This window comes from Agromyces mangrovi (assembly GCF_030296695.1).
Taxonomy (GTDB): domain Bacteria; phylum Actinomycetota; class Actinomycetes; order Actinomycetales; family Microbacteriaceae; genus Agromyces; species Agromyces mangrovi.
In genome coordinates this window covers 2,921,782-2,942,509 of sequence record NZ_AP027737.1, presented here as the reverse complement: position 1 = coordinate 2,942,509, position 20,728 = coordinate 2,921,782, and the positions used below count along the sequence as shown (strand labels likewise).

General features: G+C 74.6%; 20 protein-coding genes, 1 tRNA gene and 3 pseudogenes. 12 read left to right on the top strand and 12 right to left on the bottom strand.

Going from position 1 to position 20,728, the window contains the following annotated elements:
* Position 1: 1 nt before the first annotated feature.
* Positions 2–1,675 (bottom strand): arginine--tRNA ligase, encoded by a 1,674-nt coding sequence (locus QUE38_RS13990; protein ID WP_286308872.1) that lies wholly within the window; start codon positions 1,673–1,675, stop codon positions 2–4.
* Positions 1,676–1,712: 37 nt separating this feature from the next.
* On the opposite strand from QUE38_RS13990, the gene QUE38_RS13985 reads away from it, so the two are divergent.
* The 9 genes and pseudogenes from QUE38_RS13985 (at position 1,713) to QUE38_RS13950 (ending at position 8,690) form a co-directional block, all read left to right on the top strand.
* Entirely contained in the window at positions 1,713–2,351 is a 639-nt protein-coding gene (locus QUE38_RS13985; RefSeq protein WP_286308870.1) for an iron ABC transporter ATP-binding protein, read from the top strand.
* 44 nt (positions 2,352–2,395) lie between these two features.
* Positions 2,396–2,468, top strand: a tRNA-Arg gene (locus QUE38_RS13980).
* 63 nt (positions 2,469–2,531) lie between these two features.
* Positions 2,532–3,191: a protein-L-isoaspartate(D-aspartate) O-methyltransferase gene (locus QUE38_RS13975; protein WP_286308869.1), complete on the top strand. Its 660-nt coding sequence runs from the start codon at positions 2,532–2,534 to the stop codon at positions 3,189–3,191.
* A gap of 87 nt (positions 3,192–3,278) precedes the next feature.
* A pseudogene (locus QUE38_RS17695) lies at positions 3,279–3,686 on the top strand (RNA polymerase sigma factor); the annotation flags it as partial.
* A 172-nt stretch (positions 3,687–3,858) separates the two neighbouring features.
* Entirely contained in the window at positions 3,859–4,605 is a 747-nt protein-coding gene (locus tag QUE38_RS13970; protein WP_286308868.1) for a hypothetical protein, read from the top strand.
* Positions 4,606–4,670: 65 nt separating this feature from the next.
* On the top strand, positions 4,671–5,846 hold the full coding sequence (locus QUE38_RS13965; protein WP_286308867.1) for an ROK family transcriptional regulator: 1,176 nt from the start codon (positions 4,671–4,673) through the stop codon (positions 5,844–5,846).
* 128 nt (positions 5,847–5,974) lie between these two features.
* Positions 5,975–6,808 carry an arginase family protein gene (locus tag QUE38_RS13960; protein ID WP_286308866.1) on the top strand — a complete coding sequence of 278 codons (834 nt, stop codon included), beginning with the start codon at positions 5,975–5,977 and terminating at the stop codon, positions 6,806–6,808.
* 41 nt (positions 6,809–6,849) lie between these two features.
* A complete protein-coding gene (locus QUE38_RS13955) occupies positions 6,850–8,295 on the top strand; it encodes a dihydrolipoyl dehydrogenase family protein (protein ID WP_286308865.1) in 1,446 nt (481 codons plus the stop codon).
* Positions 8,292–8,690: a Fe-S oxidoreductase gene (locus tag QUE38_RS13950; RefSeq protein WP_286308864.1), complete on the top strand. Its 399-nt coding sequence runs from the start codon at positions 8,292–8,294 to the stop codon at positions 8,688–8,690. The genes QUE38_RS13955 and QUE38_RS13950 overlap by 4 nt, the downstream gene beginning before the upstream one ends.
* A gap of 77 nt (positions 8,691–8,767) precedes the next feature.
* Here the strand turns inward: QUE38_RS13950 and QUE38_RS13945 are convergent, their stop codons facing one another.
* From QUE38_RS13945 to QUE38_RS13920, 6 genes and pseudogenes are all read right to left on the bottom strand, one after another.
* Positions 8,768–9,790 (bottom strand): iron-siderophore ABC transporter substrate-binding protein, encoded by a 1,023-nt coding sequence (locus tag QUE38_RS13945; RefSeq protein ID WP_286308863.1) that lies wholly within the window; start codon positions 9,788–9,790, stop codon positions 8,768–8,770.
* A gap of 95 nt (positions 9,791–9,885) precedes the next feature.
* A complete protein-coding gene (locus QUE38_RS13940; protein WP_286308862.1) occupies positions 9,886–10,737 on the bottom strand; it encodes an ABC transporter ATP-binding protein in 852 nt (283 codons plus the stop codon).
* Complete coding sequence (locus tag QUE38_RS13935; RefSeq protein ID WP_286308861.1) at positions 10,734–11,804, bottom strand: FecCD family ABC transporter permease; 1,071 nt, start codon at positions 11,802–11,804, stop codon at positions 10,734–10,736. Before QUE38_RS13935 ends, QUE38_RS13940 begins: the two co-directional genes overlap by 4 nt.
* 5 nt (positions 11,805–11,809) lie before the next feature.
* Entirely contained in the window at positions 11,810–12,868 is a 1,059-nt protein-coding gene (locus QUE38_RS13930; protein ID WP_286308860.1) for a FecCD family ABC transporter permease, read from the bottom strand.
* 1 nt (position 12,869) lies between these two features.
* Positions 12,870–13,799 (bottom strand): siderophore-interacting protein, encoded by a 930-nt coding sequence (locus QUE38_RS13925; RefSeq protein WP_286308859.1) that lies wholly within the window; start codon positions 13,797–13,799, stop codon positions 12,870–12,872.
* Positions 13,800–13,842: 43 nt separating this feature from the next.
* Positions 13,843–15,290 (bottom strand): annotated as a pseudogene (locus QUE38_RS13920) (amidase).
* 54 nt (positions 15,291–15,344) lie between these two features.
* Between QUE38_RS13920 and QUE38_RS13915 the strand changes: the two are divergent.
* The 3 genes and pseudogenes from QUE38_RS13915 (at position 15,345) to QUE38_RS13905 (ending at position 17,390) form a co-directional block, all read left to right on the top strand.
* A pseudogene (locus QUE38_RS13915) lies at positions 15,345–15,712 on the top strand (GntR family transcriptional regulator).
* On the top strand, positions 15,709–16,602 hold the full coding sequence (locus QUE38_RS13910; protein ID WP_286308858.1) for an ABC transporter ATP-binding protein: 894 nt from the start codon (positions 15,709–15,711) through the stop codon (positions 16,600–16,602). The pseudogene QUE38_RS13915 and the gene QUE38_RS13910 overlap by 4 nt, the downstream one beginning before the upstream one ends.
* A complete protein-coding gene (locus QUE38_RS13905; RefSeq protein WP_286308857.1) occupies positions 16,599–17,390 on the top strand; it encodes a cation-translocating P-type ATPase in 792 nt (263 codons plus the stop codon). Before QUE38_RS13910 ends, QUE38_RS13905 begins: the two co-directional genes overlap by 4 nt.
* A 46-nt stretch (positions 17,391–17,436) precedes the next feature.
* Here the strand turns inward: QUE38_RS13905 and QUE38_RS13900 are convergent, their stop codons facing one another.
* The 5 genes from QUE38_RS13900 to QUE38_RS13880 all read right to left on the bottom strand — a co-directional run bounded on the left by QUE38_RS13900 (position 17,437) and on the right by QUE38_RS13880 (position 20,639).
* Positions 17,437–18,015 carry a GNAT family N-acetyltransferase gene (locus QUE38_RS13900; RefSeq protein ID WP_286308856.1) on the bottom strand — a complete coding sequence of 193 codons (579 nt, stop codon included), beginning with the start codon at positions 18,013–18,015 and terminating at the stop codon, positions 17,437–17,439.
* A 41-nt stretch (positions 18,016–18,056) separates the two neighbouring features.
* On the bottom strand, positions 18,057–18,746 hold the full coding sequence (locus QUE38_RS13895; protein ID WP_286308855.1) for a uracil-DNA glycosylase: 690 nt from the start codon (positions 18,744–18,746) through the stop codon (positions 18,057–18,059).
* Between the two features lies 1 nt (position 18,747).
* Positions 18,748–19,473 carry a type 1 glutamine amidotransferase family protein gene (locus tag QUE38_RS13890; protein WP_286308854.1) on the bottom strand — a complete coding sequence of 242 codons (726 nt, stop codon included), beginning with the start codon at positions 19,471–19,473 and terminating at the stop codon, positions 18,748–18,750.
* Entirely contained in the window at positions 19,470–19,991 is a 522-nt protein-coding gene (locus QUE38_RS13885; RefSeq protein ID WP_286308853.1) for a phosphoribosyltransferase, read from the bottom strand. The genes QUE38_RS13890 and QUE38_RS13885 overlap by 4 nt, the downstream gene beginning before the upstream one ends.
* A 123-nt stretch (positions 19,992–20,114) precedes the next feature.
* Positions 20,115–20,639 (bottom strand): ion transporter, encoded by a 525-nt coding sequence (locus QUE38_RS13880; protein WP_286308852.1) that lies wholly within the window; start codon positions 20,637–20,639, stop codon positions 20,115–20,117.
* Positions 20,640–20,728 lie beyond the last annotated feature (89 nt).

Genomic DNA, 20,728 nt, shown 5'->3' with positions numbered 1-20,728 from the left:
GTCACATCCGTTCGGGCGCGGAGACGCCGATGAGGCCCAGGCCGTTGCGGAGCACGGTGCCCGTGGCGTCGTTCAGCCAGAGGCGCGTGCGCTGGAGGTCGCCCACGGGCTCGTCGCCGAGCGGCAGCACGCGGCAGGTGTCGTACCAGCGGTGGAACAGGCCCGAGAGCTCCTCGATGTAGCGCGCGATGCGGTGCGGCTCGCGCAGCTCGGCGGCCTGCGCGACGATGCGCGGGAACTCCTGGAGCGCACCGAGCAGCGCCGACTCCGACTCGTGGTCGAGCAGCTCGGGCACGAAGCTCGAACGGTCGACGCCGACGGATGCCGCATTGCGGGCCACGGCCGCGGTGCGGGCGTGCGCGTACTGCACGTAGAAGACGGGATTGTCGTTGGTGCGCCGCTGCAGCACCTCGGGGTCGATCGCCAGCGGCGAGTCGGCCGGGAAGCGCGCGAGCGTGTAGCGGAGCGCGTCGGTGCCGAGCCAGGCCTGCAGGTCGTCGAGCTCGATGATGTTGCCCGCGCGCTTGGAGAGCCGGGCGCCGTTGACGCTCACGAGCTGGCCGATGAGCACCTCGATGTCGCGGTCGGGGTCGTCGCCCGCCGCGCCCGCGAGCGCCTTCAGTCGGTGCACGTAGCCGTGGTGGTCGGCGCCGAGCAGGTAGATCTTGTGCTCGAAGCCGCGGTCGCCCTTGTCGAGGTAGTAGGCGGCGTCGGCCGCGAAGTACGTGTAGACGCCGTTGGCGCGGCGGATGACGCGGTCCTTGTCGTCGCCGAAGTCGGTGGTGCGCACCCAGACGGCGCCGTCCTCGTCGAAGACGTGCCCCTGTTCGCGCAGGCGGTCGACGGCCAGGTCGATCGCGCTCCGGCCGCCCTCCCCCGTCGCGTGCAGCGTGCGCTCGGAGAACCAGACGTCGAAGTGCACGTTGAACCGCTCGAGCGAGGCGCGGATCTCGTCGAGCTGGATGCGGTACGCGCTCTCGCGCGCGATGACGAGCTGCTCGTCGGCGGGCAGCTCCAGCAGCTCGGGGCGCTCCTCGAGCACCCGCCGGCCGAGGTCGTCGACGTACGCGCCGCGGTACCCGTTCTCGGGGGCGGGAGCGCCGGTGATCGCCGCGAGCACGGACGCCGCGAAGGTGTCCATCTGGTTGCCGGCGTCGTTGATGTAGAACTCGGTGGCGACCTCGGCGCCCGCGGCGCGGAGCACGCGGCCGAGCGAGTCGCCGAGCGCGGCCCAGCGGGTGTGGCCGATGTGCAGCGGGCCCGTGGGATTGGCCGAGACGAACTCGAGGTTCACGACCCGGCCCGCCAGCGCGTCGCCGCTGCCGTACGCCTCGCCGGCCTCCACGATGGTGCGCGCGAGAGCGCCCGCCGCACCCGCCTCGAGGCGCACGTTGATGAACCCGGGGCCGGCGACCTCGGTGCTCGCGACGCCGGGGACGTCTGCGAGGCCCGCGGCGAGCTCGCCGGCGATCTGGCGGGGCGGCATGCCGAGCGGCTTCGCGAGCCGCAGCGCGATGCTGGAGGCCCAGTCGCCGTGCTCGCGCAGCTTCGGGCGCTCGATGACGACGTCGGCCGGTGCGAGCTCCAGCGAGACCTCCGCGCCCTGCTCGCGTCGGCGCTCGACGAGGGCCCTCGCGAGGGCGTGCAGGGAGGTCTGGAGATCTGCGGGAGTCACCCGGAAATCCTACCCTCGCCGTTGATACAGTCGCTCCATGCCAGCGCGCCCGACCCGCCTCGAACGCCCCCTCCGACTACTCGCCGTGCCGCTCGTGGCGGCGGCCGTCGTCGTGGGCCTGGCCGCGTGCGCGCCTGAGGACACGACCGCGTCGCCGACCCCGGCACCGGAGGAGACGACGGCGCAGTCCGAGGCGCCCGAGGAGACGGATGCGGCCACGCCGACGCCGACCCCGACGCCCACGGGCGAGCCGGTCGGCCTCGCCTGCGACGAGCTGCTCACGCTCGACCAGATGTACGCCTTCAACCCGAACTACGGCACGGACCCCGGCTACGCCCCGACCGGTGAGCCGGCCGTGTTCTCCGCGTCGATCGACGGCGTCGCGTGCGGCTGGCTGAACCAGTCGAGCGGCGAGACCATCGAGGTGTCGGTCGCGCGCCCCGTCGGCGACACCATGGAGGTCCGCCTCAACGAGGCCGTGCTCTCCGGCCAGGCGGTGCCCACGTACGGCACGCCGCCGGAGGTGGAGGGGTACTACGGGCGCATCGCGGGCGTCGGCACGGCGCAGGCGTTCGCCGACGGCTACTGGGTCACCGCCGCATCCGTCGCCTTCTTCGAGCCGGGCGACGCGCAGCCCCTCGTGGAGGCGATGCTGGCGAACGTGACGGGCGGCTGAGCCGGTCGGGAGGCCCGTCACGGGGTGGTAGTCTCTTGCGGTGCGCCTCCGTAGCTCAGGGGATAGAGCGCCGGTTTCCGGTACCGTAGGTCGGGGGTTCGAATCCCTCCGGGGGCACGTTTCGACGAGGGTCGCCGACGGCGTCCGGTGAGTGATTCCCGGGCCCGTGGGGACACCGGTGTGACGGACCGCAGCGCTGAGCGCGAGGACATGATCGCGTGGCACCTCGAGCCGCGCGGCATCCGCGAGCCCGCCGTGCTCGACGCCATGCGCGCCGTGCCGCGGGAGGCGTTCCTGCCCGCCCGGCTGCGCGGCGAGGCGTACGCCGACCACCCGCTGCCGATCGGCGACGGGCAGACCATCTCGCAGCCGTACGTCGTCGCGCTGACGGCGCAGGCGGCGCGCATCCGCCCCGGCGACCGCGTGCTCGAGGTCGGCACCGGCTCGGGGTACGCGGCGGCGGTGCTCGCCCGGCTCGCCGGCGAGGTGTGGAGCGTCGAGCGCGTGCCCGGGCTCGCCGCCGGGGCCGTGGACGCGCTCGCCGCGGCCGGCGTGCGCAACGTGCACGTCGTCACCGGCGACGGGACGCTCGGGCTCCCCGACCACGCACCGTTCGACGCCATCGTCGCCGCGGCGGCCGGACCCGACGTGCCGCTCCCCTGGCTCGACCAGCTCGCCGACGGCGGCTGCATCGTGATGCCGCTCGAGCAGGGCGGCGGCCAGCACCTCGTGCGCGTGACCCGGCCGGGCACCGGCGAGCCGGTGATCGAACGCCTCGAGTCGGTGCGCTTCGTGCCGCTCGTGGGCGAGCACGGCTGGCATCGCGACGATCGATCGTGACCGCGACGCAACGTTCCGGTGCCCCCGTTCGTCTCGTACAGTGACGGGCAGCGTGCCCGTCGCCGGGCGGACGCGACGGAGGTGACGATGGCGGGCGGATGGCAGGAGGCCGTCGAGGACCTCGTCGCGCGCCGCGGCGCCGCGCTCACCCGCTTCGCCGTGCTCGTGTGCGGGAACGAGGACGACGCGGCCGACATCGTGCAGGAGTCGCTCGCGCGCGCCTGGGCGCGGCCGGGACGCGCCGTCGACCCGCAGCGCGCCGAGGCGTACGTGCGACGCACCATCGCGAACGCGGTGATCGACGGGCAGCGACGCGGCGGGCGCTGGCGGCGCATCCGCCACCTGGTCGCCGAGCCGGTGGTGCACGACGCCGACACGGATGCCTCGGACGAGCGCCTCGACCTGCTGCGACGCCTGGGCGACCTGCCGCCGCGGCAGCGCGCCTGCCTGGTGCTGCGCTACTACGAGGACCGCACGGTCGACGAGATCGCGCGCCTGCTGGGCATCCGGCCGGGCTCGGTCAAGCGCTACCTGTCGGACGGGCTGGACGCGATGTTCGCCGCGCTGGACCCGGCCGCGGCGGCCGCCGGTGTGCGCCGCGCCGACCTGCGCGGCGCGACCGGGGCGATCGGGGCGGGCGACGTGCGCGAACGACGGGGGCGGGGGCATGAGCACCACCACGGGCGGCGGGCGCCGCGAGGACGAGCTGCGCGAGGCGCTGCGGGGGCGGGCGGATGCCGCGGAGCCGGCGATCGACGTCGACGCGATCGCCGCGCGCGGCGCGCGCATCCGCCGGGCGCGGCGGCAGGGCGTCGTGGCGGTCGCGGCGGGCGTGTTCGCCGTCGCAGCGCTGGGCGGCGTCGTGTGGGCCACGCTGCCCGGCTCGGGCGGCGACACGATCGCCGCGAGCGCGCCGGACGAGCGCGCCGACGAGGAGTCGGCCGATGCGTCCGACGCGGCGGGCGCCGCCGAGTCCGCGGACGGCGGCGGGCAGTTCTCGGCCGACGAGCTCGCCGCAGACCGGGCGTGCGCCGGCGATGCGGTGGGACGCACGACCGACCTCGCCGTCGCGAGCGACTTCGGCGAGGTGCTCGACGCCGAGGCGCCGATGGCGAACGGCCGGATCGACGTGCGCAACGATGCCGCCACGCCGGTCGCGGGCGAGGCGGAGCTCCGCGTCGAGCTGCTCGCGGCCGACGGCACGCTGCTCGCGGCGGGCGTCGCGAGCACCGTGCCACTGGACCTCGGCCCCGGCGACGCCGTCTCCTTCGACGTCACGACGGTACCGGTTCCCTGCGTGAATGCTCCCCTCTCGGACGCGACCGCGATCCGCTCCGCGGTCATCGTGCAGCTCGCCGACGGCAGCGCCGTCGTCGCCGCCGAGGGTGCGGCCGCGCCGGTGCGCGTCGACTGACGCCCGGGCTCGATATGCTCCACTGAGCATGCGCCGGAACGCGGCGCACACTCGGGGAGGCGCGGATGACGGATGCCACGGCCAAGGGCACGCCGGCCTGGCTCGGCGCCGTCAACGACCGTGCGGGCCTGTCGGTGCTGCTCGAGCACGGTCCCCTCACCCGGCAGCGCATCTGCGAGCTGGTCGGCGTCTCCAAGCCCACCGCCTCGCTCATCATGCAGCGCCTCATCGCGGGCGGGTTCATCGAGGAGCGCGGCCGCCTCGCCCGCTCGGCGGGCCCGAGCGCCGTGGTCTACGCCGCCCGGCTCGACCGCCGGCTCGGGGTCGCGGTCGACCTCGACGCCGCCGAGCTGCGGGCACGGGTCGTGGACGCCGCCGGCACCGAGCACCCCGTCGTGCGCCGTGCCCTGCCCGCCGAGCCCGGGGCCCGCGACGCGGTGGCCGAGCTCCGGCAGGCGATCGACGAGGCGTGCGCGGCGGCGAGCGCTGACGCAACGGCCGTGCGCACGGTATGCCTCGGCATCCCCGGCTACGTCGACCCGGGCCGCGACGGCGAGCTCTTCAGCGAGACGCTGCCCGGCTGGCCGGCCCGCGGCCTGCACGCGGTGCTCGAGGACGCGCTCGGTCGCGACGTGCTCATCGAGAACGACGTCGACCTCGCCGCGCTCGCCGAGCGTGCGCTCGGCGCGCGCGAGGACGCGTTCGCCCTGCTCTGGTTCGGCAACGGCGTCGGCGCGGCGTTCGACGCCGCCGGGGAACTGCACCGAGGCAGCTTCGGGGGCGCGGGCGAGATCGGCTTCCTGCCGGCACCCGCGACCGCCGCGGCGATCGACCCCGCGGCCCGCACGCTGCAGGACCTCGTCGGCGCGCGCGCCGTCGCGACGCTCGCCTCCCGACACGGGCTCGCCTCCGGCGCGGAGCCGCTCGCGGGTCTCGACGACTCCCCCGCACGCGACGCGATCCTCGCCGAGCTGGCCGATCGCGTGGCACTCGCCGCGCTGCCGGTGCTCGCGGTGCTCGACCCGGCGGCGCTCGTGCTCGCCGGGCCGACGGCGGCGGCCGGCGGCGACGCGCTGGCCGCGGCGGTGCAGGAGCGCGTCCGCGCCACGAGCCGCTGGTACCCGGAGGTGACGGCGAGCGCCGTCGGCCACGCGCCCGTGCTCGCGGGGGCCTCGGTGCTCGCCCAGCGACGCGTGCGACGCGCCCTGCTCGACGAGATCGCGGCGGTCGGCGACGACTGAACCCGGCACGGTGGACGCTGCGAACGGCCGTGCCTAGACTCGGCTCAGACGACTCCAGGAGGGTGGCGACGATGTCCCGAGAGCGATCGGCTCCGGTGCCGGCACCGGTGCGGACGCGGTAGGCGCACGTGCCCGCGACCTTCCTGGTGGTGCCCGTCTGGCAGGGATCGAACAGCGCCCGCGCGCTGCAGCTCGTCGACGGCGCGGAGGCGATCCGCGGCGACCTGCCCGCGTCCGCGACCCGCACGATCGAGGTGCCGCCGGGGGCCGGCGACGCCCTCGGCAGCGGCGTCAAGCGGCTCACCGCGGTGCGCACGGTGCGCGAGCGCATCGAGCGCGAGCTGCGCGAGGTCTCCGGCCCGGCCATCGTCGTCGGCGGCGACTGCGGCGCGAGCCCGGGAGCCGTCGCGCACGCCGCCCGGGCGCACGGTCCGCACCTCGGGATGCTCTGGCTCGACGCGCACGCCGACCTGCACACGCCCGACACGTCCCCGTCGGGTGCGTTCGGCGGCATGGCGCTGCGCGCAGTGCTCGGCCACGGCGCCGACGGACTCGCCCTCGACGAGGGGTGCGCAGTGCCGGCGGCGAACGTCGTGCTGGGCGGCGCGCGCGACCTCGACGATGCGGAGGTCGTCGCGCTCCGCGAGTCCGGCATCACGTCGATCGGCGTGGCCGGCATCTCGCGCCACGAGGAGGTGCTCGACGCGTTCGCCAGCGCGGGCGTCGACCGGGTCTACGTGCACATCGACCTCGACGTGCTCGACCCGGCCACCTTCGCGGGCGTGGCCGACGCGGTGCCGTTCGGCGCGTCGCCCGCCGACGTGGCCGACCTGCTGCGCGCGGTGCTCGCCCGCCACCCGCTCGCGGGCGCGACCATCGCGGGCTTCGCGCCCGCCGACGCCGTGACGGCGGGCGACGACCTGCCGACGATCCTGCGCCTCATCGGCGCGCTCACGTCCTGACGGTCGCCGCAACGCCGTCGGGCTCAACCGGGAGGAGCCGGATGGAGACCACGACCACCGACGTCATCGTGATCGGCGCGGGCGCCGTCGGCGAGAACGTCGTCGACCGCGTGATCGCGGGAGGACTCGAGGCGATCGTCGTCGAGCACGAGCTCGTCGGCGGCGAGTGCTCGTACTGGGCGTGCGAGCCCTCGAAGACGCTGCTGCGCTCGGGCGCGGCGCTGCGGGCCGCGCAGCGCGTGCCCGGCGCCGCCGAGGCCGTCACCGGCCCGCTCGACGCGGAGGCCGTGCTCGCCCGGCGGAACGCGCGCGTGGGCGACTGGGACGACTCCGGCCAGGTGCGCTGGCTGGAGGGCGTCGGCGCCACGCTCGTACGCGGCCACGCCCGCCTCGACGGCGAGCGTCGCGTGCGCGTGACCGGCACCGACGGCGAGGAGCGCCTGCTCGATGCCCGGCACGCCGTGGTCGTCGCCACGGGGTCGGCGCCGAAGCTGCCCGATATCGACGGCCTCGCGCTGGCGCGACCGTGGACCAGCCGCGAGGCGACCAGCGCCCAGCAGGTGCCGGGGCGACTCGCGATCATCGGCGGCGGCGTCGTCGGCTGCGAGATGGCCACCGCATGGGCGTCGCTCGGCTCGGAGGTCACCCTGCTGTCGCGCAGCGGCCTGCTGTCGAAGTTCGAGCCGTTCGCGAGCGAGGCGGTGGCCGCCGGCATCCGCTCGCTCGGGGTCGACGTGCGCACGGACTGCACGCCCATCGCCGTGCACCGCGACGCCGACGACCGGGTCGTGCTCGCGCTGCCGGGCGGCGAGGAGCTCGTGGCCGACGAGGTGCTCGTCGCGACGGGCCGCCGGGCGCGCGTCGAGGACGTCGGGCTCGAGACCGTCGGGCTCGACACCGAGGGCTGGATCGACGTCGACGACACCCTGCGCGTGCGCGCCGACGGGCTCGACTGGCTGTACGCCGCGGGCGACGTGACGGGCCGCGCGCTGCTCACCCACCAGGGCAAGTACCAGGCGCGGGCGGCGGGCGACGCGATCGCGGCCCGTGCGGCCGGCGCCGAGGTCGACGACGCCGCGTGGGGCGCGCACGTCGCCACGGCCGACGACGCCGCGGTGCCGCAGGTCGCCTTCACCGAGCCCGAGGCCGCCACGGTCGGCCTCACCGCCGCCGACGCGGAGCAGCGGGGCATCCGCACCCGTGTCGTCGAGTACGACCTGGGCTGGGTGGCCGGCGCCACCGACCGGGCCGACGGCTACGAGGGCCGCGCGAACCTGGTCGTCGACGAGGACCGCCGCGTCGTCGTCGGGGCGACCTTCGTGGGGCAGGACGTCGCCGAGCTGCTGCACGCCGCGACGATCGCCGTCGTCGGCGAGGTGCCGATCGACCGGCTCTGGCACGCCGTGCCGTCGTTCCCCACGCTCAGCGAGGTGTGGCTGCGGCTGCTCGAGGCGTACGGCCGTCCGGGCCACGAGGGCGCGGCGTGATCCGCCGCGTGCTGCTCGACTCCCCCGTGAGCCGGGCCGGGTTCTGTTACGCCCACCTCGTCGGGCTCGCGTGGGGCTTCCTCTGGAGCACCGGCCGGGTCGAGAAGGAGGGCGGGCTGGTCGTGTTCCGCGGCATGCCGAACTGGACGTTCGGTCGCGGCGGCTCGTGCGTCGGCGCCTGCTACCTCACGAACGAGAACGTCTCCGAGCCCGTGCTGCGGCACGAGCGCGTGCACGTGGCGCAGTGGCGGCGCTACGGCATGCTCTTCCCGTTCCTGTACCTGCTGTCGGGCCGCAACCCGCTGAAGAACCGGTTCGAGATCGAGGCGGGGCTGGAGGACGGCGGGTACGTGAAGCGGAGGCGCCGCACGGCACCGCGGCGCACCGCGAGCTGACGACGACCCGGGAACGCCGACGGCCGGGCGGCGCCTGCGGGAGGCATCCGCCCGGCCGTGCACCGGGAGGCGGGAGGTCAGTCGAGCGCGGCCTGCAGCGACTCGACCAGCTCGGGCATGCCGCCCGACCAGGTGACGCTGAGCGCGGTGGGCGGCGAGACGGCCGACACCTTGACGGGGTCGTAGACCTGCGCGACGCGGCCCGCGGCCACTGCGGGAATCGCCTGCAGCTCGGACTTCTCGAGGAAGGCGGCGGCCTCGTCCTCGGTGCTGTGGTAGCTGACGATCACGTCGGCGTCGAGCTTGTCGAGCTCCTCGTAGCTCAGCTCGTAGAAGAACCCGCCGTCGGAGGTGTCGAGCTCGGTCACGCTCGGGGCGATCTCGAAGCCGATGTCGGTGAGCACGTCGACGCGCGCGTCGGCGGCCGTGTAGACGTAGACGAAGCCGTCGCCGTCCCAGATGTTCGCGACCGTGGTGCCGGCGAAGTCGGGGTGCTCCTCGGCGGTGGTGGCGAAGTACTCGTCGATGTCGGCGAGCACGGCGTCGCCGTCGGCGGGGCGGCCGAGCGCCTCGGCGACGATGCGGATCTCGTCGTCCCACGGGGTCGTCCACGGCGCGTCGGGGTAGGCGACGGTCGGGGCGATCTCGGAGAGCAGGTCGTACTGCTCCTGGGTGAGGCCCGAGTACGGGGCGAGGATCAGGTCGGGAGCCGCGTCGACGAACTCCTCGTAGGGCACGGTCGCGCCGCCCTCGGAGTCGTCGAGGATCGCCGGGTGCTCGATGCCCGCCTCGTCGTAGGCCTCCTCGACCCACGGCAGCAGCGCGTCCTCGCCGACGGTCCAGGGCTGCTCGGCCACGGCGACCGGATAGACGCCCAGCGCGATCGCGGCCTCGGTCGAGCCCCAGCCCCAGGTGGCGACCCGCTCGGGCGCCTCGGTGATCTCGGTCTCGCCGAGCGCGTGGACGAGGGTGACGGGGAACTCGCCGGTGGCGGCGGCGTCGGCCGCTTCGGTGTCGTCGCCCGGGTTCGTCGCGCAGGCGGTGAGGGCGAGGGCGGTGGCGGCGATGGCCGCAACCGCGAGGGAACGTCGAAGACGCACTGGTGCTCCTTGCAGGATGGAAGGGGAATGTAAGGCGAGGCTAACCTAAGTCGGCATCGGATGCCACCTCGTCGGCCACCCACGCCGCGCCGGCGTCACACGCCGTCATCCGCGGCCGCGACACCGTGGAAGCGCCCGACCGGCACGACCATCGGGCTGCCCGCGACCGGGTCCGCGATCACGCGCGACTCGAGCCCGAACGCCGCGCGCACGGTCTCCGCGGTCAGCACCTCGGCGGGCGCCCCCTCCGCGATCACGCGCCCGGCGCTCATCACCACCAGGTGGTCGGCATAGCGCGCCGCGAGGTTCAGGTCGTGCAGCACCATGACCACGGTCGTGCCGCGCTCCCGGTTCAGCTCGGTGAGCAGGTCGAGCAGCTCGAGCTGGTGCGTCACGTCGAGGAACGTCGTCGGCTCGTCGAGCAGTACGACGTCGGTCTCCTGCGCCAGCACCATCGCGATCCAGGCGCGCTGCCGCTGCCCGCCCGAGAGCTCCTCCAGCGGGCGGTCGGCGAGGTCGGCGATGCCGGTGGCGTCGAGCGCACGCGCGACCGCCGACGCGTCGTCGCTCGTGTGCCGACCGAACCAGCCCTGGTGCGGGTGCCGGCCGCGGCCGACGAGGTCGGCGACGCGCACGCCCTCGGGCGCGATCGAGGTCTGCGGCAGCACGCCCACCAGCCGGGCGACGTCGCGCCTGGACATGCGCCGCAGGTCGCGGTCGCCGAGGCGCACGGTGCCCGACTCGAGCGGATGCAGCCGGGCCATGCCGCGCAGCAGGGTCGACTTGCCGCACGCGTTGGGGCCGACGATGGTCGTGATGACGCCCGCCGGCAGCGCGAGGTCGAGCGAGTCGATCACGCGGCGCCCGTCGTAGCCGAGGCTGACGCCCTCGGCGACGAGCGCGTGCCCGGTCGACGGGGCGGGGGGCGAGGCGAGTGACGCGGTCATGCCCGGGTCCTCCTTCCGGTGGCGAGCAGCCACAACAGGTACGGCGCGCCGACGATGCCGGTGACGATGCCGACGGGGGCGCTCCCGCCGGGCAGGGCGTGCTGGCCGACCACGTCGGCCGCGAGGGTCAGCGCCGCGCCGCACGCGGCCGACGCGGCGAGCGCCGCCGTGCCGTCGCGCAGCAGGCTGCGGGCGATCGCCGGGGCCACGAGCGCCACGAACGCGATCGGGCCGGCGACCGAGGTGGCGACCGCGACCAGGCCCACGGCGAGCAGCAGCAGCACGACGCGCGACCGATCGGCGGCGACCCCGAGCGCGCGGGCGTGGTCGTCGCCGAGCGAGAGCACCTCGACCGAACGACCCGCGAGCACGACGAGCACCGAGAGCAGGCCGACGCCCACGACGAGCGTCGTGAGCGAGTCGCCCCGCACGTCGGCGAGGCTGCCGACGGTCCAGACCAGGGCCGACTGGGCGTCGCGCACGTCGGCGCGCGCGAGCAGCCAGGCGAGGGTCGACCCGCACAGGTACGCCATGCCGACGCCGACGAGCACGAACCGGATGCCGTGCAGGCCCTGCCGCCAGGCGAGCAGCCAGATCGCCACCGCGACCGCGAGCGCGCCGCCGAACGCGAACGGCGCGACCGCCGCGCCCGTGATGCCGAGGCCGAGGATGGCCCACACGGCCCCGAGGCTCGCGCCGCTCGCGATGCCGAGGATGTCGGGGCTCGCGAGCGGGTTGCGCAGCACCGACTGGAAGATCGCCCCTGCCAGCGCGAACGCGATGCCCGCGACGATCGCGGCGACGATGCGGGGCAGGCGCAGGCGATGCACGACGAACACGTCGCCCGGCTCCCCCGCACCGAACAGGGCGAGCAGCACCGCGGCCGGGTCGAGGTCGGCGGCGCCGAGCAGGAGCGCGACGACCGCGGCGACCAGCACGACGAGCGTGGTGCCGGCGAGCACGAGCGCGCGCAGGCGGGTGCGACGCGAGCGCTCGGCGCGCAGGGCGTCGCCGGTCGCGGTGGGTACGCCGGTCGCGGCGGGCACGGTGGGTCGAGCGGATGCCACGGTCCTCACACCCCCGCCACGCGACGCCCGCGCGCGACCGCGATGAGCACGGGCGCGCCGATGAACGCGGCGACGACCCCGGCCTCGAGTTCGCCTGGGCTCACCACGAGCCGGCCGATCACGTCGGCGGCCAGCAGCAGCGCGGGCCCGAGCACCAGCGAGATGCCGATGATCCAGCGGTAGTCGCTGCCGACCAGGCGCCGGGCCGCGTGCGGCACGACGAGGCCGACGAGCGCGATCGGACCGACGAGCGCGGTCGCCGTGCCGCAGAGGAGCACGATCGCGACGCCCGAGAGTACCCGGGTCGTGCCGACCCGCTGGCCCAGCCCGCGCGCCACGTCGTCGCCGAGCGCGAGCAGGTTCATGCGGTGCGCGAGCAGCACCGCGAGCACGCCGCCGACCACGAGGAAGGGCCAGAGCACCTGCACGGTGTCGAGCCCGCGGCCGGTGAGCGAGCCCACCGCCCAGAACCGGTACTGGTTGAACGTGTCGGCGTCGCGCAGCAGCACGACCGTGATGAGCGGCGTCAGCAGCGAGGTCAGCGCGGCGCCCACGAGCGCGAGCCGTACGGGCTGGCCGTGCCCGATCGCGAACACGATCGTCGCGGCCGCCGCGGCGCCCGCGAACGCGAACCAGATGTAGCCGAGCGGATCGACCACGCCGAACGCCGCGATCGCGACGACCACGGCGAGCGAGGCGCCGGAGTTCACGCCCAGCAGGCCGGGGTCGGCGATGGGGTTGCGCGTGACGCCCTGGATCAGCGTGCCCGCGAGGCCGAGCGCGGCGCCCGCGAGCAGGCCCACCACGGTGCGCGGCACGCGCAGCTCGAGCACCACGCGGTGGTCGGCATCGCCGTCGGCGGGGGCGACGAGCGACTGCCACACGACGCCGAGGTCGATCTGTCGCACGCCCAGTGCGAGGCTCGCACCGATGACGAGTACCAGCACCGCGACGGAGACGACGACGGCGAGCACGCGCCTGCTGCGGCCCGGCGCCCGCCCCGGGGCATCCGCACCGCTCGTGCCGGCCCCCGACGCAGCCGCGACCGCGGACGTCGGCGTCACCTCAGCCCAGCTCGGCGCGGCCGAGCCGCCAGTAGCCCATGAACGCGACCCGGCGACGGTCGAGGCCGGCCTCGCCCACCAGGTAGCGGCGCAGCGCCTTGATCGCGGACGCCTCCCCCGCGAGCCAGGCGTAGATGCCGCCGTCGAGGCTGCGTCCCTCGGGCACGTCCCAGAGCAGCTCGCGGTCGACGTCCACGTCGGCGACGACCTCGGCGCCGCCGCGGGAGATCATGATGCGGGCGGCCGCATCGCGCACCGACGGCACGAGGCGCGAGCCGTGCGCCGCACCCGCGGCGCGCGGGAGCCAGCGCACGTCGACACCCGCGGGCGTCTCGACGGCGAGCGCGTCCTCGGGGGTCGGCACCTCGATGAGCGCGCAGCCGCGGGCCTCGGCGGGCAGCGACTCGAGGATCGCGCAGATGGCGGGCGCCGCGGTCTCGTCGCCCGCGAGCAGCACGGTGTCGACGTCGCCCGGACGCCAGTCGATGCCGAGCGCGCGGCCCGTGCTCAGGTCGTCGGGGCCCACGAGCAGCATGGGGTCGCCGACCCTGGCGTGCCGCGCCCAGCGCGAGGCGGGGCCACCGTCGCCGTGCAGCGCGAAGTCGATGTCGACCTCGCGGAGCTCCTGCCGCACCGCGCGGATCGTGTAGGTGCGGATCGGGTTGCGCAGCCGCTCGGGGAGCATGCGCCACTCGCCGTACCAGTCCTCGCCCGCGGGGAACGCGTCGTAGCCCGTCTCGGGCAGCGGCAGCACGACCTTCACGCGCTGGTCGAGGCCCGCGGTGCCGAACCCGGCGAGCTCCTCACCCGTGAACGTCACGCGCAGGAACCCGGGCGAGAGCCGCCGCACGGCGCCGACGCTCGCGCGGAACGCGCGGAAGGCGGGGCGGTCGTCGAGCACTCGGGTGGCCACCGCAGGTGAGGTAAGCATTACCTAAGTGTGCCACGGCCGGGCGGCTGGTCAAATCCCCGCGTCACTCCGGCAGGGTCGGGCCGGCGACCCGCACGCGCCGCTGCAGCATGGTCGCCAGCGAGAGGATCGCCGCCTCCCCGCCCGGCCGGCCGATGAGCTGCACGCCCATCGGCACCCCCGCCTCGGTCCGGTGGGTCGGCACGGTCACGGCCGGCAGGCCGGCCACGTTCACGAAGCTCGTGAACGGCGTGTAGCGCACCTGCTGGGCGAAGTTCTCCTCGCCGTCGTCGGCGTCGTACCAGCCGATCGGCCGGGGCGTCATCGCGAGGGCGGGCGAGAGCACGGCGTCGAACGGCGCGAACCGCGCGATGGTCCGCCGCTCGAACATCGTGAGCTCGAGCAGCGCGGCCGCGAGCTCGGGCCCCGTGCGCGTGCGCCCGACGCCGCGCAGCCACCGGGTCAGCGGCTCGAGGGCGTCCTCCTGCACGGGCTCGAGCGGCACCGACGCTGCGCCGACCTGCCAGAGCGTACGGAACGCATCCGGGTACCCGGGCTCGGGCGCGGGGGCGATCTCCTCGAGCCCCTGGCCCATCGCGTCGAGCGCGTCGAGTGCGACGCCGAGCGCGGCCTCCGCCTCGGGCGACACGCGCACGTCGAACGCCTCGTCCCACGGGGTGTCGCGCAGCACGCCGACCTGGAACCGGCCCGAGGCCCGCATGGCGGCCGACAGCAGCGGCCCGTCGTCGCCCGGGGCGCGCAGGGCGAACGGATGCCGCGCCGGCAGCCCGCGCGGCGCGATCATGCCGTCCAGCAGCAGCGCCGCGTCCGCGACGTCGCGCCCGATGGCGCCCGCCACCGGCAGCCCGCCGAGCATGGCGAGGCCCGACCCCTCGGGCACGCGGCCCCGCGAGGGCTTGATGCCGACCAGGCCGCACGCGGCGGCGGGGATGCGGATCGAGCCGCCGCCATCGGACCCGGGCGCGAACGGCAGGAGTCCGGCCGCGACCGCGACGGCCGCTCCCCGCTCGAGCCGCCGGGGTCGAGCGACGGGTCGAGCGGGTGGCGCACGGGCGGCGACGCGAGCGACTGCGCCGACGAGGTGAGCCCGAACTCGGGCGTCGCGGTCTTACCGACGCTCACGGCGCCGGCCGCGTCGAGGTCGGTCGCCAGCGGGTCGGACTCGTCGGGCACGAACCCTGCGAACGCACGCGAGCCGAAGCCCGTCGGCACGCCGGCGCGGCGCACGAGATCCTTGTCGGCGTGCGGCATGCCCCAGAGCGGCGCGGCGGGACTCGTCGACGACTCGACGAGCGCGGCCCGCGCCAGCGCGGCATCCGCCTGCACCGTCGTGAACGCCCCGTACCGCGCGCCCAGCCGCTCGATGCGTGCGAGGTAGTGCGCGACCAGCTCGGTCGGGGACACGTCGCCCCGCTGGAGCAGGTCGCGCTGGGCGACGGCGGAGAGCTCGTGCAGCGCGGTCACCCTCCGAGCGTACGCGGAGGTTGACATGCGGTTCGCTACATGGTTGGTTAGTTACATGACTAATGAACCGATGGGGTCGACGTGATCGAGGACGGCAAGCCGATCTTCGTGCAGATCGCCGAGCGCATCGAGGACGACATCGTCGACGGCGCCCTCCCCGACGGGGGCCAGGCGCCGTCGACGAACGAGATCGCCGCGTTCTACCGCATCAACCCCGCCACCGCCGGCAAGGGCGTCAATCGCCTCGTCGACGACGGCATCCTCGTCAAGCGACGGGGCATCGGCATGTTCGTCGCCGATGGCGCACGCGAGCGGCTGCTCGCCCGCCGTCGGGCGTCGTTCGTCGCCGACTTCGTCGCCCCCTGCTCTCGGAGGCCGACGCGCTGGGCATCGGCCCGGACGAGGTCGCCGCACTCATCCGCGATTCCCGGAAGGACACCACCCCATGACCGCAGTCATCGACACCGATCGACTGAGCCGTCGCTTCGGCGACGTGCACGCCGTCGACGACGTGAGCATCTCCGTCGCCGAGCACGGCATCGTCGGCCTCCTCGGCCGCAACGGCGCCGGCAAGACCACCCTCATGCAACTGCTCACCGGCCAGGACTTCCCGACCGGCGGCACCGCGACCGTGTTCGGCGAGCGCCCGCTCGAGAACGCGCGCGTGCTCTCGAACGTCTGCTTCGTGAAGGAGAGCCAGCGCTACCCCGACGAGTTCAAGGGGCGCCACGCGCTGAAGGCCGCGTCGCTGTGCTTCCCCGACTGGGACGCAGCGTTCGCCGCCGAGCTGGTCGAGGAGTTCCGCGTGCCCGTCGACCGGCCGATCAAGAAGATGTCGCGCGGCCAGCAGTCCGCGGTCGGCGTGATCGTCGGGCTCGCATCGCGCGCGCCGCTGACGTTCTTCGACGAGCCGTACCTCGGCCTCGACGCGGTCGCCCGCCAGCTGTTCTACGACCGCCTCCTCGCCGACTACGCCGAGCACCCCCGCACCGTGGTGCTCTCGACCCACCTGATCGACGAGGTCGCCAACCTGCTCGAGCACGTGATCGTGATCGACGACGGGCGCATCGTCATCGACGAGCCGGCCGACGAGCTGCGCGAGCGGGGCGCCACCGTGATCGGCCCCGCAGAGCGGGTCGAGGCGTTCGTCGCCGGCCGCGAGGTGCTGCACCGCGAGCGCCTCGGCGGCACGGCGAGCGCGACGATCGCGGGCCGGCTCACGCCGGAGGACCGCACCGCGGCCCGCGCCGACGGGCTCGAGCTCGCGCCCGTCTCGCTGCAGCAGCTGGTCGTGCGCACGACCGGCGGGCCCGCCCTCGGAACGGAGGCGGACGCATGAGCACCGTACTGACCACGACATCGACGGCACCGGCCGTCACGCGAACGGAAGGGACCACCACCGTGGACCGCATCAGCAAGGTCGTGCGCCTGCACCTCACGAGCACGTGGGGGCTCCTGGTGCTGCCGTGGATCATCCTCGGCTCCGCGTTCGCGATCACCCTCGCGATCTGGGCGATCCTCACGGCGAGCCTGTCGTCGGAGGACGGCCTCGCGGCCAGCGACGGCACCCAGTTCAACGGCGGCGTGCTCTCGATCCTCATCTACATGCTCGTCGCGGGCGTCATGGCGATCAGCGCCTCCTTCCCGTTCCAGCTCGGCTTCGGCGTGACCCGCCGCGACTTCTGGATCGGCACGTCGGTGCTGTTCCTCGCCCTCTCGGCGGGCAACGCCGTGGTGCTGACGCTGCTCGCCGCGATCGAGACGTGGACGAACGGGTGGGGGTTCGGCGCGCACATGTTCACGGCGGTCTGGTTCGACGCCGGGAGCTGGCTCGGCACCTGGTTCGTCTTCTTCGCAGTGCAGGCCTACTTCATGTTCACGGGCGCGCTCTTCGGCACGTTCTACATGCGGTGGCGCATGAACGGCCTGGTCGTGCTCTGGATCGCGATCGGCGTGCTCACCGTCGGCGCGGTCGCCCTGCTCACCTGGACGCAGAGCTGGCCGGCGCTCGGCACGTGGTTCGTCGGCCTCGGCCCGGTCGGCGTTGCCGCGTGGTCGCTCGTGCCGTCCGCGGTGTTCGCGGTGCTCGCCTGGCTGGCGCTGCGTCGCGCGACGCCGAAGAACTGAGGGCGGGCGGATGCCCCGCCGGCGACGCGCGCCCCGGGGCATCCGCTCACTTCAGCGACAGCTGCAGCAGCACCGTGCCGAGCCAGCGGTCGAACTTGAAGCCGACCCGGCCCATGCGGCCGATCTCGCGGAAGCCGAACTTCCGGTGCAGGCGGATCGACGCGGCGGCGCCCTGGTCGGCGATGACCGCGAGCATCTCCTTCAGCCCGGCCGCCTTCGACCGGTCGATCAGCTCGCCGAGCAGCGCCTTGCCGAGGCCCTTGCCGGTCGCGGCGGGCCCGAGGTAGATCGAGTTCTCGACCGTGTACCGGTAGGCGCGCTTCTGCTTCCACGGTGAGACGAGCGCGTAGCCGAGCAGCTGGCCCGACGGCGACTGGGCCACGATGAACGGCATGTCGAGCTTCTGCAGGTAGGCGAACTTCTGCTTCCACTCGCGCATCGTCATGCGGTCCTCGTCGAACGTGACCGTGGAGTTGGTGACGTAGTAGTTGTAGATCTCGCGCACGGCGGGCAGGTCCTCCGCCCGCGCCTCGCGGATCGTGTACTCGAAGGGCGCCTCCCGCGGGGGCGGCTTGCGCAGGTGCCGCGGCAGCTGGCGGCGCTGCTGGTATTCCTCCTCGAGCATGACGCCAGACTAGTCGCGGGCGCCGCCCGGGCGCGGACTGTTCACACCAGCGCCCAGTCGACGCCCGTGCCGCCCTGCTCGACGAGCAGCGCGTTCGCCCGGCTGAACGGCCGCGAGGCGAAGAACCCGCGCGACGCCGACAGCGGGCTCGGGTGGGCGGACTCGATCGACGGCACGTCGCCGAGCATGGGCGCGAGGCTCGCCGCATCGCGCCCCCAGAGGATCGCGACGAGTGGAGTGCCACGCGCCGCGAGCGTGCGGATCGCGTGCTCGGTGACCTCCTCCCAGCCCTTCCCGCGGTGCGACGCGGGCGTGCCGGGCCGCACCGTGAGCACGCGGTTCAGGAGCATGACGCCGGAGTCGGCCCAGGCCGTCAGGTCGCCGTGCTCGGGGGTCGCGACGCCGAGGTCGTCGCGCAGCTCGCGGTAGATGTTCTGCAGGCTGCGCGGCACCGGTCGCACGTGCTCCTCGACCGCGAAGGACAGGCCGATCGGATGCCCCGGGGTGGGGTACGGGTCCTGGCCGACGATGAGCACGCGCACGTCGTCGAGCGGTCGCTGGAACGCCCGCAGCACGCGGTCGCCCGCGGGCAGGTAGCCGCGGCCCTCGGCGGTCTCGGCGCGCAGGAAGTCGCCCATCGCGGCGATGCGGCCGGCGACCGGCTGGAGCGCCTCGGCCCAGCCCGCGTCGATCAGCCCGTCGGCGGCGAGCTCGTCGAGCGTGCGCGCCACCTCAGGCGCCCAGGGTCGTGACGAGCACCCCGCGGTCGGTCGCCTCGACGCGCCAGACGCTGCCGCCGCCCGCCACGCGCACGGTGTCGCCGACGATGAGCGCCGTGTCCTCGTCGATCGCGACGCCGCCGGGCACCAGGCCTGCCTCGGTCGCGGCGATCAGCCGCGCGAGCGTGCCCCACTGCGCGGCGTGCACCTCGACGGTGAGGTCGACCAGGCCGATGCCGGGCTCGACGGTGACCTCGTCGAGGTCCTCCCCCGCGTCCTCCTGGCACACCGGCACGCCGCCGATGCGCCAGCCGCCGAGGAGCGCGGTGTCGGCCGCGATCGCCGCGCCCGCCGAGAAGCCGAGGTAGGGCGAGCCGGATGCCACGAGCCGACGCAGCTCCCCCGCGATCGGCTCGACCGCACGGCGGTAGCCGGGCGTCGGGCCGCCGCCGACCAGCACGCCGTGCGCGCCCGCGAGCGCGGCCGGTGCGAACTCGCCGTCGACCTCCGAGACGCCCGTCACGCGCACGTCGGCGCCGCCGCCCGCCGCGATCGCGCCGCGGTAGTAGTCGAGGTACGGGTTCTCCTGGCGACCGTGCGGGTCGAGCAGCAACAGTGCCACGACCGGCTCGGGCGCGCCCTCCGCGGCCGCCCGCTCGGCGGCCTCCGCGATGAAGCCGCGGAACACGTCCGGCTGGTGCGCGGGGGTCCAGCCGCCGCCGACGAGGTGCACGCTCACGAGGCGACCTCCGCGGCCGCCGCCGCGACGGGCGGGAGGGCCGACCACGGGAAGACGATCCAGTCGTCGGTCGCGCGGTACGTGTAGTCGGGCACGAGCACGGTCTGCGACTTGACGTAGAGGGTCGCGGTGCGCACGTCGGCACCCGCATCCGTGATCATGCCGACGACCTTCTTCAGGGTGCGACCCGAGTCGGAGACGTCGTCGACCAGCAGCACGCGCTTGCCGGCGAGGGCGGGGGCATCGAGCATGGGCCCGCTCACGATCGGCTCGGGCAGGCGGGCGTCGACGCCGGTGTAGAACTCGACGTTGATCGAGCCGCAGTTCTTGGTGCCGAGCGCGTAGGCGACCGCCCCGGCCAGCAGCAGTCCGCCGCGGGCGATCGCGATCACCACGTCGGGGCGGAACCCGCTGCCGAGCACGTCGGCCGCGAGATCGCGGGAGGCGGTCGCGAAGTCGTCCCACTCGAGGATCTCGCGGCGGATGTCGTCGGTGCCTGCGTCGTGGTCGATTCCCATGCCGTTCAGGCTAGTCGTCGACGTCGTCGTCGCGGATGTCGCGGTGCAGCGAGATGCCGATCTTCTCGGAGATGAGCGAGATCATCGTCGCCGAGGCGGCGCCGACGATCGCGATGCCGCCGATCATGAGCCCGGTCGCGTAGAGGCGTCCCCCAAGGTGACCGGGTAGGTGTCCCCGTACCCGACCGTCGCGATGGTCACGACGGCCCACCACATGGCGAGTCCGAAGTCGGTGATCGTCGCACCGGGCGCGTCCCGCTCGGCCTGCAGGGTCGCCAGCGCGATGAAGTACACGAACAGGGCCGCGTACCCCACCATGTACGCGACGATCCGGGCGCGCACGGCGTTGCCGGTCTTCAGGCGGAAGTACGGGATCTCCCGGAGCAGGTGCATGACGCGGAATGCGCGGAAGAGCGGGATGAGCACCGAGAGCAGGTCGATGACGCTGTGCGTGACGAAGTGCCAGCGCCAGCGCATCGGGGTGACGACGAGGCGTACGACGTAGTCGACGCCGAACGCCACCCAGGTGACCGCCGCGGTCAGTAGCATCGCGTTCCGCCACTCCGGGCCCAGGTCGCCCTCGTCGAGGATCAGCACCGAGTACGCGACGATGAACGCCGCGCCCAGCACGAGCAGGGGCCAGGTCATCACCCGCTCCCAGCGGAGCCTGCGGGCGATGTCCTCGTCGCGTGGCGCCTGCATCGGGCTCACCGGTCGCCTCGCCGCGGGGTCGTCGT

Excerpts from the sequence above, each read along its gene's own strand:
- QUE38_RS13925 (WP_286308859.1), bottom strand. The coding sequence starts at position 13,799 with ATGCTTACCTCACCTGCGGTGGCCACCCGAGTGCTCGACGACCGCCCC.
- QUE38_RS13965 (WP_286308867.1), top strand. The coding sequence starts at position 4,671 with ATGACGGATGCCACGGCCAAGGGCACGCCGGCCTGGCTCGGCGCCGTC.
- QUE38_RS13905 (WP_286308857.1), top strand. The coding sequence starts at position 16,599 with ATGAGCACCGTACTGACCACGACATCGACGGCACCGGCCGTCACGCGA.
- QUE38_RS13900 (WP_286308856.1), bottom strand. The coding sequence starts at position 18,015 with ATGCTCGAGGAGGAATACCAGCAGCGCCGCCAGCTGCCGCGGCACCTG.
- QUE38_RS13910 (WP_286308858.1), top strand. The coding sequence starts at position 15,709 with ATGACCGCAGTCATCGACACCGATCGACTGAGCCGTCGCTTCGGCGAC.
- QUE38_RS13955 (WP_286308865.1), top strand. The coding sequence starts at position 6,850 with ATGGAGACCACGACCACCGACGTCATCGTGATCGGCGCGGGCGCCGTC.
- QUE38_RS13985 (WP_286308870.1), top strand. The coding sequence starts at position 1,713 with ATGCCAGCGCGCCCGACCCGCCTCGAACGCCCCCTCCGACTACTCGCC.
- QUE38_RS13940 (WP_286308862.1), bottom strand. The coding sequence starts at position 10,737 with ATGACCGCGTCACTCGCCTCGCCCCCCGCCCCGTCGACCGGGCACGCG.
- QUE38_RS13880 (WP_286308852.1), bottom strand. The coding sequence starts at position 20,639 with ATGACCTGGCCCCTGCTCGTGCTGGGCGCGGCGTTCATCGTCGCGTAC.
- QUE38_RS13970 (WP_286308868.1), top strand. The coding sequence starts at position 3,859 with ATGAGCACCACCACGGGCGGCGGGCGCCGCGAGGACGAGCTGCGCGAG.
- QUE38_RS13885 (WP_286308853.1), bottom strand. The coding sequence starts at position 19,991 with ATGGGAATCGACCACGACGCAGGCACCGACGACATCCGCCGCGAGATC.